Below are 12,131 nucleotides of genomic sequence, written 5' to 3'. Positions count from 1 at the left end.
CACTGGTTTACCGGTTGTACCGCCAGGTGCACCGCCGGGTATCTAAGTCTGGAAAGGATAAGTGCTGAAAGCATCTAAGTACGAAGCCAACCTCAAGATAAGATTTCCTTACGAGGGTCGTCAAAGACGATGACGTTGATAGGCTGCAGGTGTAAGGTCAGTAATGGCGAAGCCGAGCAGTACTAATAGCCCGAAACTTTCTTATCGGAAAAAGGATTGATAATTACGAAGCAGAGAAGGTCTTCCGGAAGACTTTACGGGATGTACGGCAGGTTCAAAAGATTAAAATAAAGACATTAAGGTGGTTATAGCACGAGGGATCCACCTCTTCCCATTCCGAACAGAGAAGTTAAGCCTCGTCACGCCGATGGTACTGCGTAACAGTGGGAGAGTAGGTAGCCGCCGTTTTAGAGAGAGAATGAAAGCCGGTTCAACAAAATGTTGAAGCGGCTTTTTTCGTCTTATATATTCATCAACAACTCCCTTCCACTCCTTGGCTTGTTCCTATTTTCTATGCTCCATTTCTGGGTTTCTGATTTTTTATATAATTTTGCCTATGATGAAGAATACATGAATGAGATGTTGAGCGATTAAATACGTTTTAGTTTAAATTAGATAGAAGAAAAAATGGAAACAATGGCATTATTAGCTCCACTAATATTTGTAGTGGTGTGTTTAGTTCTAGGAGCAATTTTAAAATCCTTGTTAAAGAAGACAACATTCCCTTATACCGTGGGCTTATTTGCTATTGGGATAGTCATCGGACTGTTGGATCGATTTGGTGTGTTTCCGGAAACGGGATTCCTTAAGTCGGCTGTAGATTTTGCCGGTAATATGGATCCTGATTTGATTTTGTTTATTTTCCTTCCGATATTGATATTTGATGGCGCTTATGAGTTAGATTTGCATGTATTCCGAAAGTCCTTGTTAAATTCAACTTTGTTGGCGGGACCAGGTATGGTTATAGCCATGTTATTGACAGGAGTATTCATTATGGGTATGGCATCTTTTATTCCTGCTTGTGAAGGATGGAATTGGAATTATGCATTCATGTTTGGGGCTTTAATTAGTGCAACAGACCCTGTGGCGGTTGTCGCTTTACTAAAAGAGTTAGGAACAAGTAAACGCTTCTCAACTTTAGTAGATGCAGAGTCTATGTTAAATGATGGTACGGGCATTGTCTTATTTATGTTATTTTTCGGTGTTTATACCAATGCTGGTGCAGTTGCCGATCCATTTTTGAACTTTTTGATTGTTGTATTTGGAGGAATGTTGTTGGGCTGGGTAACTGCCCGTTTTACCATTTGGCTGTTAGGCAAAGTAGGAGGAGAAGAAGCTGTACAGAATAGTGTAATTATTGTTTCTTCTTATATTACATTTATTTTGGCTCAAAGTATTCTTGATGTATCAGGTGTTATTGCTTTGGTGGCGTTTGGTCTGACGATTACCAATGCCGGACGTCCTAAATTAAAACCTGAAGTTAATCATTTTATGGATCAGTTCTGGGAATTGATGGCATATATAGCCAATACATTAATCTTTATTATTGTAGGTGTCGTAATAGCAATGAAGATTGAGCTGTCATGGACAAGTTTGCTACTCGTGATATTAGTTTATGTGGGGGTAAATATTGTACGAATGCTGGTTATCTCTATTTTGTATCCGTTTATGAAAAAAGCGGGTTATGGATTGACTCGTCGTGAATCATTCATTTTGGCTTGGGGTGGTTTGAGAGGAGCATTAGGATTGACTTTGGCCTTAATGGTTTCTTATACGTTGGAAATTCCTGAAGATATCCGTCGTCAAATCTTGTTATTTACAGGTGGAATCGTGACTCTAACCTTGGCTGTAAATGCAACTACAATGCGTTGGCTATTGTTAAAACTAGGTTTAACCAAAGTTCCTTCTGCTAAAATGTTATTGGATTATAGTTTGAAGAAGCAGATAACTGATAATTCCGAGAAGTATCTGGAACGTCTGAAAAAAAGAGAAGCTTTGGAAGTAGCCAACTGGGCTCTTGTGGAAAAGTTCCTTCCGGAACCGGAGACAGCTCCAGTTGTTTCTATTCAAACAAAAGACGTATTAGCCGATGTCCGGTTGCGTGTGATAGAAAAGGAAAGAGCATTATGCTGGAATTTATACAATGAAGGTATCATATCAAACATCTCATTAAAGAAATTATTAGCATCGTTGGATGAGTTGTATGATAGAGACGGCCATATGCCATTATCTTATCGGAAAAGTATTTTCAAGTATTATGATTATCCTTTTTATATTCGTTGGACGCAAAATAAAGAAAGTATAAAGAAATGGGTTGACCGCTATGCTCATGAACGAGTAATTAACGGTTATGATATGGGAAGAGGCTTTGTTATTACTCAGAAGGAATCATTGAAATTGGTGAAGGATTTCTCTAATTCGTCTGTTTTATCTGATTCAAAGAAAGAAGCCTTATTACAGTTAGTAAAAGAGATAGAAGAAAATATAGACCGGATTGAACAGTCTATTTTGAATTTATCTAAAGAATATCCAATTTCTTATCGGTGTGCAGTAACGCGAAAAGCTATCCGTATGTTATTGGCGAATGAAAAACGGCAAATAGAGCAATTCCAAAACGACGGTTTGTTATCAAGTGCAGAAGCTCAAACGATAACAGCTGATTTGGATGAAAGAACCTTACAGATAGGGACAACTCAAATTAATCGACTTTTGGATAAGTTTAAGTTGCCGAAATAATAAAAAGTCATGTTAAATTTTTGGTTACCTGAAGAATTATTCTAGTAGAGAAAAAAATAATCATTAATTTTGCATTCTTGATAAATTAATGTGTAAAGGCTAAATACAATGACTGCAACAAAACGAATTAAACGGGCACTTGTTTCTGTGTACCACAAGGATGGTTTAGATGAGATTTTAAAGAAGCTTAATGCGGAAGGTGTTTCTTTTGTTTCTACCGGAGGAACAAAAACTTTTATAGAATCATTAGGTATTGCATGTGATGCAGTAGAAGATTTGACAGGTTATCCTTCTATTTTGGGAGGACGTGTGAAAACTTTACATCCGAAGGTATTTGGTGGAATTTTGGCTCGTCGTGAAAACGAAGGAGATCAAGCACAGTTGGCCCAATATGAAATTCCAGAAATTGATTTGGTAATTGTTGATTTGTATCCATTTGAAGAAACGGTTGCTTCAGGTGCAGATGAACAATCTATTATTGAAAAAATAGATATAGGCGGCATCTCTTTGATCCGTGCTGCTGCTAAGAATTTTAAGGATGTGGTAATTGTTGCTTCAAAGCATCAATATACTCCGTTGTTGAATTTGTTGAATGAGAAAGGAGCAGAAACGTCTTTAGAAGATCGTAAATGGTTTGCAAAAGAAGCATTTGCTGTATCATCTGGATATGATTCTGCCATCTTTAATTATTTTGATAATCGGGAAGGTTCTTATTTCCGAGTAGCCATAGATCAACCTATGCATTTGCGTTATGGAGAAAATCCTCACCAGAAAGGTCTGTTCTATGGTCAGTTCAATAATATGTTTGATCAGTTGCACGGTAAAGAAATCTCATACAATAATTTATTGGATATAGATGCTGCCGTTAATTTAATTGACGAGTTTGATGAATTGACTTTTGCTATTTTGAAGCATAATAATGCTTGTGGAGTAGCTTCACGTAGTAACGTTGTGGATGCATGGAAAGATGCTTTGGCTGGTGATCCAGTTTCTGCGTTCGGTGGTATTTTGATTACTAATACAACAATCAATAAAGAAGCAGCCGAAGAAATCAATAAGATTTTCTTCGAAGTGATTATTGCTCCTGCATATGATGCTGATGCATTGGCTATTCTGGAACAGAAGAAGAATCGTATTGTATTGGTACGTAAAGAGTGCAAAACTTGTCCGATGCAGTTCCGCTCTTTGTTAAATGGAGCCTTGATGCAAGAAAAGGATTTGAGTATTCAAACAGAATCTGATTTGGTTGCGATGACAGAAAAACAGCCTTCTGCGAAAGAAGTTGAAGATCTGTTGTTCGCTAATAAGATTGTGAAGAACAGCAAGTCTAATGCGATCACATTAGTGAAGAACAAACAGCTTTGTGCTAGTGGTATTGGTCAGACTTCTCGTGTTGACTCTTTGAAGCAAGCTATCGAAAAAGCTCATTCATTCAATTTTGATTTGCAAGGAGCAGTGATGGCTTCAGATGCTTTCTTCCCATTCCCTGATTGTGTGGAAATTGCAGATAAGGCAGGAATAACAGCTGTTATCCAGCCTGGTGGATCTATTAAAGATGAATTGTCGGTTGCTTATTGCAATGAACATAATATTGCTATGGTAAAAACCGGTGTACGTCATTTTAAACATTAATTTTTAGTTAGGAAGGAAGAAATTCATAACAATGGGTTTGTTTTCATTTACTCAAGAAGTAGCAATGGATTTGGGAACTGCCAATACCATCGTCATTTGCAATGGTAAAATGGTAGTTGATGAGCCTTCCATGGTTGCCTTAGACCGTAGAACGGATAAGGTTTTAGCCATCGGAAAGTCTGCCCGTGAAATGGATGGAAAAGTACATGATAATATTCGTACCATTCGTCCGTTGCGAGAAGGTGTTATTGCCGACTTTTATGCTGCTGAACAAATGATGCGTGGTTTGATCAAAATGGCAAGTAATAGAAGTCGCTGGTTTACTCCTTCGTTACGTATGGTGATTGGTATCCCTTCTGGCAGTACGGAGGTAGAGATTCGTGCAGTTCGCGATTCTGCCGAACATGCTGGAGGTAGAGATGTATATATGATATTTGAACCGATGGCAGCAGCGTTGGGTATAGGTATTGATGTACAAGCTCCTGAAGGGAATATGATTGTAGATATAGGTGGTGGTACTACTGAAATAGCCGTTATTTCGTTAGGTGGTATTGTATCGAATAAGTCTATACGTATTGCCGGAGATGATCTGACTGCGGATATTGTGGATTATATGCGTCGCCAGCATAATGTGAAAGTAGGAGAAAGAACTGCTGAACAGATCAAAATACATGTCGGTTCTGCTTTGACTACTTTACAAGATCCTCCAGAAGATTATGTGGTACACGGACCCAACCAGATGACAGCGTTGCCAATGGAGGTTCCGGTTTCTTATCAAGAAATTGCACACTGTCTGGATCGAACTATTTCTAAAATGGAAGCTGCGATTCTTAGTGCATTAGAGCAAACTCCTCCGGAATTGTATGCTGATATCGTTCATAACGGTATTTATCTGACAGGAGGTGGTGCACTGATGAGAGGTCTGGATAAACGCTTGGCTGATAAGATGAATATTGCGTTCCATGTAGCTGAAGATCCTCTTCATGCAGTGGCTCGAGGTACGGGAGTTGCCTTAAAGAATATAGATAAGTTCAATTTCCTTATACGATAAATCTTGCAGGTTGGATATTAAGTAGTTTTCTTACTTAATATCCAGCTTTTATTATAAGGCTTATGAAGAAATTGCTTGATTTTTTATTAAGGAAGAAACATTGGTTTTTATTCATTGTATTTGAGGTAATTTCTATAGTATTGGTTTATCAGAACAATTCCTATCAGCGGAGTGTGCTGATTAATTCTGGTAATATTGTTTCAGGTTATTTAGGTTCTATCTATGGTGATATTGTCTCCTATTTTAATTTGAAGGAAGTGAATCGTTCCTTGCAAAGGGTAAATGGCGAGATGGAGATGAAAATCCTGGAGTTGCAGGAACAGTTAGAAATTATGCAGGCTGATACGGTTACTTTCCGAGGTGCCGTTCGTGATTCTATACATGATTTCCCTTATCAATTCATCATGGCTGAAATTTCTAGTAACAGTTTTGTCCAGTTGTCTAATTATATCACATTAAACAAAGGACGTATAGATGGGATTCAGCCTGATATGGGTGTTGTTTCAGACCAAGGTGTTGTCGGTGTTGTTTCTCAAGTATCAGATCATTTTTCCGTAGTTATTCCTTTATTGAATCCCAAATCTCGACTGAGTTGCAAGGTGTTGGGAAATAATAATTTCGGTTATCTTATATGGGATGGAAAAGATGCTTCGTGTGCCACGTTGGAAGAATTGCCCAAACACGCTGAATTTAATAAGGGAGACACAATCGTAACAAGTGGTTATTCGGCCATTTTCCCTCCTGGACTTATAGTCGGGACAATAGAAGAATTTTATAATGGGCGTGACGATAACTTTTACTCTTTGAAGATCCGGTTGGCAACTTCATTTCAGACATTGCAACATGTCCGAGTTATTCGTAATTTCAGGCAGGAAGAACAAATCAACTTAGAAAAAGAGGCAAAGAAAAATGATCAATAATATATTGCGTAGCATTCTCTATTTTGTTGTTTTTGTTATGTTTCAGGTATTGTTTCTCAATAATATACATTACCTGCGGATTGCTACACCTTTTTTGTATTTGTATTGTATCATTAAAATGCCGATAGGTATTTCTCGGTCGGGTGTATTAATCTTTTCATTTATTACCGGATTAATTGTGGATATGTTTTCCAATACACCCGGAATGCATGCCGGTGCCTGTGCATTAGTCGGTCTGTTACGGGAACCGCTGATCCATTTCCTGCAGGGAGAAGATATTGCAGACGGTTTGTATCCATCTTATCATTCGTTTGGATATGCCGGTTTTATCCGTTATGTGGCTTTGTTTGTGTTCATACATCATGTGACTTTATTTTTGTTAGAAGCTTTAACTCTGTTTGATCCTCTCTTTTTACTGATACGTGTTGGAGCAAGTGTCTTGATGACGATCTTGTCGATCTGTGCCGTTGAGTTATTCAATTTTGAATCACAGAAAATTGGAGAATAAATTAAAATATAAGTTTGAGAACAGACGCTATGTGATTGGCGGAGCTGTTATTGCTTTGGTCATTATTTTTATTGTCCGGTTATTTTATCTGCAAATAATTGACAGTGATTATAAGGCATGGGCGGATAGTAATGCTTTCTTGAAGAAGACGATTTATCCTTCTCGGGGAATCTTGTACGACCGGAATGAAAAGTTGTTGGTTTATAATCAACCGTCTTATGATGTAATGATGATTATGCGGGAAGTTCAGCCTTTTGATACATTGGACTTTTGTAGGATCTTGGGGATTACAAAGGAACAGTATCTGAAACGAATAGCAGATATGAAAAACCGACGCTTGAATCCTGGATATTCTTCTTATACGCCTCAGATTTTTATGAGTCAGCTTTCAGCCGAAGAATGTGGTATTTTACAGGAGAAGTTATATAAGTTTCCGGGTTTCTATGTGCAGAACAGAACTATTCGTGAGTATGCTTATCCCAATGCAGCCTTGCTTTTAGGGAACGTTGGCGAGGTAAATACGCGTGATATTGAAGCGGATTCTTATTATGTTCCCGGAGATAATTCAGGAAGAACAGGAATTGAAGGTTCGTATGAGAAAGTTCTGCGTGGAGAGAAAGGTGTTGAGATTCTTTTACGTGATGCTCATGGGCGAATTAAGGGGCATTATGAAGATGGAAAGTATGATGTTCCTGCTGTTTCAGGGAAGAATCTGAAGTTATCTATCGATATTGATCTGCAGGCTTACGGCGAAAAGCTCATGAAGAATAAGTTGGGTGGTATTGTTATGATCGAACCGGAAACGGGTGAAATCTTATGTATGGTTTCATCTCCTACCTATGATCCCAGTTTGTTGATCGGACGTATTCGGGGAAAGAATTATAAGAAGTTGCAGGAAGACCCGTTGAAACCTTTGTTTAATCGTCCGCTGATGGCTCAATATCCGCCGGGTTCTACCTTTAAGCCGACACAAGGATTGATCTTTCTGCAAGAAGGAGTCATAACTCCTGAAACCCGTTTTACTTGTGCGCACGGTTATACGTATCGTGGAGGAAAGCCGGCTTGTCATGGTCATCCTTCGCCCTTGCCATTAGTGGGTGCTTTGGCTACCTCATGTAATTCTTTTTTCCCTTGGGGATTACATTATATGCTCGACGACCGGTCGCGTTATCCCAGTGTTCAGCTGGCATTTGATGTTTGGAAGGACTACATGGTATCTATGGGCTATGGATATAAACTAGGAGTTGATTTGCCGGGAGAAAAACGGGGATATATTCCGAATAGTAAGGTGTATGATAAGATTTACCGGAAAAGATGGAATTCAAGTACGATTATTTCCATCGCCATTGGACAGGGGGAAATATTGGCTACTCCGCTGCAGATTTGTAATTTGGCGGCAACGGTGGCAAATCGGGGATATTATGTCACACCTCATGTTGTGAAAGAGATACAAGACACGGTTTTGGATACCTTATATACGAAGAAACATTATACGAAAGTTGATCCGAAGTATTATACCTATGTGGCGGATGGTATGCGTGGAGCAGTGATGGGAACGGCTTATGGTGCCACTTGCCGTGGTGCAAACTTACCGGATATTGAGGTTTGTGGGAAAACGGGTACAGCTGAAAATCCTCATGGAAAGGACCATTCTATTTTTATGGGATTTGCTCCTTACCAGCAGCCGAAAGTGGCCATTGCTGTATTCGTCGAGAATGCCGGATTTGGTGCAACGTATGCTGTCCCGATAGGACGGCTGATGATTGAAAAGTATTTGCGAGGGAATATTCTTCCGGAAAGTCAAGCTATAGAAGATAATATTGTTAATGCTGTCATTTTGCCGAATGGGTTATAGTCGTAGAGATAGTTGGAAGTCGATAGACTGGTTTACAGTCCTGTTGTATGTGATCATGATTGTAGCTGGCTGGGTTACTATTTGTGGCGCCAGTTATGAGTATGATATGGATAAACTGTTCGCATTGTCGAGCCGTCCAGTGAATCAGTTGATCTGGATGGGAATTTCTCTCTCTGTTGCTTTCTCCATCTTGATGATTGAACGGGATTTCTATGAAGTCTTTTCTTATTTGATTTATGCGGCAATCATTCTGTTGCTTGTTGCTACGATTTTCTTGGCTCCGGATATTAAAGGGTCACGATCGTGGTTGGTTTTGGGGCCTATTCGCTTACAACCGGCCGAGTTTGCCAAGTTTGCTACGGCATTGGCTGTTGCCCGTTTGATGGGAACGTACGGATTTGAACTGGCCAGGTATAAGAATTTTCTGATGGTTCTTGGATTGATTTTCTTACCTATGATTTGTATTCTCCTGCAGAAGGAAACAGGTTCGGCATTGGTTTATCTTGCGTTTTTCCTGATGTTGTACCGGGAAGGAATGTCGGGATACTTCTTGTTGGCCGGTGTCTGTGCTGTTGTCTATTTTGTGACAGGGATGAAGTATGCCGAGGTCATGATGGGAGAAACGGTCTTAGGTGTATTTCTTGTATCTCTTCTAGTCTTGTTTATCACAATCCTGTTGGTCTATGTTGAGAAGAAAAACAAGCAGGCCGTACAACTTATGTCTTATACCTCGTTGGCTGTATTGGGGATATCTGGCCTGATATCTTATTATTATCCTTTTAACCTGAATATAGTGGCTTTGTCTTTGCTGGGTTTGGCTGTGTTGTATCTGATTTATCTGTCGATACATCATTGGGTATGGAATTATGTGCTGATTGCTTTGTTTGCAATCGGTTCTATTGGATTTCTTTTCTCGGTCAACTATGTATTTACTGATATTTTGGAGCCACATCAACAGATTCGTATCAAGGTTTCCTTGGGGTTGGAAGATGATCCGAGCGGAGCTGGTTATAATGTAAACCAATCGAAGATTGCGATTGGTTCTGGTGGACTGGTGGGTAAAGGGTTTTTGAACGGGACACAGACCAAATTAAAATATGTGCCGGAACAAGATACCGACTTTATATTCTGTACCGTGGGTGAGGAACAGGGATTTGTGGGTTCGACGGCTGTTCTGATTCTTTTTGCCGTCTTTATTCTTCGTCTGCTTGTGTTGGCCGAACGGCAGGATACTACTTTTGCCCGTGTGTATGGGTATTCGGTCGCTTCTATATTCCTCTTCCATTTGGCCATTAATATCGGAATGGTAACCGGACTGACGCCGGTTATCGGTATTCCATTACCTTTCTTCAGCTATGGCGGATCTTCTTTATTGGGATTTACGATCCTTCTGTTTATCTTTATTCGTCTGGATGCAACCCGGAAGGAACATTAGCCGGTACGACCCGTAAACCTATTTCCTGAATGCCTATTATCAGGCTGTCGCGCATGCCTTGTCGGAAACAGAATGTATATTGTCCGGGATTAGCGAACCGGTAATTCTGTCGGATAGGAAAACTGGATTCATACAATGAAATACCGCTTCCATACCATTTCCCGAACTCGTCTGCCAGCATACATTCGATGGTGTCTTTTTGCATTTCACCAACCGGCGGTTCTTCATTGCAGAAAAGCCATAAGTTCTGGTACGGATATTTGTTGCTGTTCCGGATGTCTAACGTAATGTCATAGGGAATTGAATTATCCGTAACCATGAAGGTGAAATAGTAAACCTTGTCTTTTCCCCACGCTGAATGATCAATCACTTGATACTGGTAGTATAAAGCCTGATAATCGCAGGAAAAAGACAAGGCACAAATAAGGATGGCCAAAAGGCTATTGATTATCTTTTTTAGCATTCTTGGGTTTGTTGTTATTGGCCTGTTGCGGACGATTTGCCGGTTTGTTGTTGGCTGGCTGTTTCGCCTGCTGTTGTTGTTTGTCTGTATTGGGTTGCTTTTCCCCGTTTACTTGTTTTTCCGGAGCGGCAGCTTTCGGCTTTTGTTTCGGCCGGTTGTTATTGCCCTTTTGGGGCTTTGGTGCTGCATTTCCGTTATTCACATTGTTATTATTGTTGTTTGAAGGCGCATTTTGCTTTTTACTTTCTTGAGGTTTCTCTGCCTTCTTTTCATTTGCCGGAGCTGCATTCTTGGCCGGTTGTGCTGCCTGCTTCGGCTGATTGTTGGCTGGTTGAGCCTTTTCAGCTACAGGTTCGCTGGCATTGGTTGCACCTCCGTTACCCCGTTTTTTCTTCTTTTTCTTCTGAACGTTGTCAAAACGGGTTACGCTCTCTTGTCCCAGAATATCTTGAGATTCACGTTTGCTTTGCTGTTTGGTATCGGCTTCCAATGTTTCCGGTTTGATGCCTTTCTTATTCATGTTGATGATGTCGAAGACACGTTGTGCCGGAATGGTTACCAGATTAGCTGCAATGGATTTGTCGGTTGAATACGTAATTTCCCGCTTGAAGATATCTGTCTTGAAGTGGAAATAGGTATTGTCTTTGGTTTCCAAAGGAATTTCTCTGGAAGGTAACCGCTTCTGCGCTTCTACGTACGCATCGACTTCGTAGTTGATACAACATTTCAGCTTGGCACATTGACCGGCCAGCTTCTGCGGATTCATGGAAATATCCTGATAACGGGCAGCTCCGGTTGCTACGGATACGAAGTTGGTCATCCAACTTGAGCAACAAAGCTCACGTCCACACGGACCAATACCACCGATTCGTCCGGCTTCCTGGCGGGCTCCGATCTGTTTCATCTCGATACGAACCCGGAAAGCTTCGGCTAATACTTTAATCAGTTGGCGGAAGTCCACACGTTCGTCGGCAATGTAATAGAAGATCGCTTTGTTTCCATCGCCTTGATATTCTACGTCGCCGATTTTCATATCCAATCCTAACTTGGCTGCGATCTGACGTGAACGGATCATGGTGGCATGTTCCTTCGATTTTGCCTCCTCATATTTCTCCAAATCAGCCGGACGTGCTTTCCGATAAATCTTTTTCGGTTCCTGGTCGGTCCGGACATTGTTCTTTCTCATCTGGAGCAAAACCAGTTTCCCCGTCAGCGTTACCATCCCGATGTCATGTCCCGGTGTTGCTTCGACGGCAACCATATCTCCTTTTTCCAACGGGATATGTGCCTGGTTCAGATAATATCCTTTTCTTGTATTTTTGAACTGTACTTCCACAAAGTCGGTTGCATTTTCCGCATCCGGAACTCCACACAGCCAGTCGTATGTATTCAGCTTGTTGTTCTGGATTTTGCTGCAGCCTTTAGCGCGCATACAGTTACTTCCTTTATCTAGTTTGAAATCCATAAATCAAAATAATCAGTATATAATTTCTACAATTACGCAAAAATACGGAAATATTTTAAGAAAATC

Annotated in this window: 9 protein-coding genes and 2 rRNA genes; 9 read left to right on the top strand and 2 right to left on the bottom strand. The window is 40.3% G+C overall.

What is annotated here, in order from left to right; all coding sequences use genetic code 11:
* From MUN53_RS12050 to rodA, 9 genes are all read left to right on the top strand, one after another.
* Positions 1 to 206 (top strand): 23S ribosomal RNA (locus MUN53_RS12050); the annotation flags it as partial.
* A 91-nt stretch (positions 207 to 297) separates the two neighbouring features.
* Positions 298 to 408 (top strand): 5S ribosomal RNA (rrf, locus tag MUN53_RS12045).
* Between the two features lie 219 nt (positions 409 to 627).
* Positions 628 to 2,736, top strand: a complete 2,109-nt coding sequence (locus MUN53_RS12040; protein ID WP_262918232.1) for a cation:proton antiporter — start codon at positions 628 to 630, stop codon at positions 2,734 to 2,736.
* A 108-nt stretch (positions 2,737 to 2,844) separates the two neighbouring features.
* Complete coding sequence (gene purH / locus MUN53_RS12035; protein ID WP_022457126.1) at positions 2,845 to 4,368, top strand: bifunctional phosphoribosylaminoimidazolecarboxamide formyltransferase/IMP cyclohydrolase; 1,524 nt, start codon at positions 2,845 to 2,847, stop codon at positions 4,366 to 4,368.
* 31 nt (positions 4,369 to 4,399) lie between these two features.
* Positions 4,400 to 5,419, top strand: a complete 1,020-nt coding sequence (locus tag MUN53_RS12030) for a rod shape-determining protein (protein ID WP_022457127.1) — start codon at positions 4,400 to 4,402, stop codon at positions 5,417 to 5,419.
* Between the two features lie 62 nt (positions 5,420 to 5,481).
* The gene (gene mreC, locus MUN53_RS12025) at positions 5,482 to 6,339 is read left to right on the top strand and encodes a rod shape-determining protein MreC (protein ID WP_022457128.1); all 858 of its coding nucleotides are present in this window, start codon (positions 5,482 to 5,484) and stop codon (positions 6,337 to 6,339) included.
* Positions 6,329 to 6,847, top strand: a complete 519-nt coding sequence (mreD, locus tag MUN53_RS12020; RefSeq protein ID WP_022457129.1) for a rod shape-determining protein MreD — start codon at positions 6,329 to 6,331, stop codon at positions 6,845 to 6,847. The genes mreC and mreD overlap by 11 nt, the downstream gene beginning before the upstream one ends.
* The gene (gene mrdA / locus MUN53_RS12015; RefSeq protein WP_243325645.1) at positions 6,837 to 8,702 is read left to right on the top strand and encodes a penicillin-binding protein 2; all 1,866 of its coding nucleotides are present in this window, start codon (positions 6,837 to 6,839) and stop codon (positions 8,700 to 8,702) included. Before mreD ends, mrdA begins: the two co-directional genes overlap by 11 nt.
* Entirely contained in the window at positions 8,692 to 10,137 is a 1,446-nt protein-coding gene (gene rodA / locus MUN53_RS12010; protein WP_243325644.1) for a rod shape-determining protein RodA, read from the top strand. Before mrdA ends, rodA begins: the two co-directional genes overlap by 11 nt.
* Here rodA and MUN53_RS12005 read toward each other — a convergent pair.
* Both MUN53_RS12005 and ricT read right to left on the bottom strand, forming a co-directional pair.
* On the bottom strand, positions 10,103 to 10,600 hold the full coding sequence (locus MUN53_RS12005; RefSeq protein ID WP_243325643.1) for a gliding motility lipoprotein GldH: 498 nt from the start codon (positions 10,598 to 10,600) through the stop codon (positions 10,103 to 10,105). The genes rodA and MUN53_RS12005 overlap by 35 nt on opposite strands.
* Positions 10,578 to 12,065: a regulatory iron-sulfur-containing complex subunit RicT gene (gene ricT / locus MUN53_RS12000; RefSeq protein WP_243325642.1), complete on the bottom strand. Its 1,488-nt coding sequence runs from the start codon at positions 12,063 to 12,065 to the stop codon at positions 10,578 to 10,580. The genes MUN53_RS12005 and ricT overlap by 23 nt, the downstream gene beginning before the upstream one ends.
* Positions 12,066 to 12,131 lie beyond the last annotated feature (66 nt).

The organism is Parabacteroides faecalis, assembly GCF_022809355.1.
GTDB classification, from domain to species: Bacteria; Bacteroidota; Bacteroidia; order Bacteroidales; family Tannerellaceae; genus Parabacteroides; species Parabacteroides faecalis.
The sequence above is the reverse complement of the archived record's forward strand: the minus strand, read 5'-3'. Positions and strand labels throughout refer to the sequence as shown.

Excerpts from the sequence above, each read along its gene's own strand:
- MUN53_RS12040 (WP_262918232.1), top strand. The coding sequence starts at position 628 with ATGGAAACAATGGCATTATTAGCTCCACTAATATTTGTAGTGGTGTGT.
- purH (WP_022457126.1), top strand. The coding sequence starts at position 2,845 with ATGACTGCAACAAAACGAATTAAACGGGCACTTGTTTCTGTGTACCAC.
- MUN53_RS12030 (WP_022457127.1), top strand. The coding sequence starts at position 4,400 with ATGGGTTTGTTTTCATTTACTCAAGAAGTAGCAATGGATTTGGGAACT.
- mreC (WP_022457128.1), top strand. The coding sequence starts at position 5,482 with ATGAAGAAATTGCTTGATTTTTTATTAAGGAAGAAACATTGGTTTTTA.
- mreD (WP_022457129.1), top strand. The coding sequence starts at position 6,329 with ATGATCAATAATATATTGCGTAGCATTCTCTATTTTGTTGTTTTTGTT.
- rodA (WP_243325644.1), top strand. The coding sequence starts at position 8,692 with ATGGGTTATAGTCGTAGAGATAGTTGGAAGTCGATAGACTGGTTTACA.
- MUN53_RS12005 (WP_243325643.1), bottom strand. The coding sequence starts at position 10,600 with ATGCTAAAAAAGATAATCAATAGCCTTTTGGCCATCCTTATTTGTGCC.
- ricT (WP_243325642.1), bottom strand. The coding sequence starts at position 12,065 with ATGGATTTCAAACTAGATAAAGGAAGTAACTGTATGCGCGCTAAAGGC.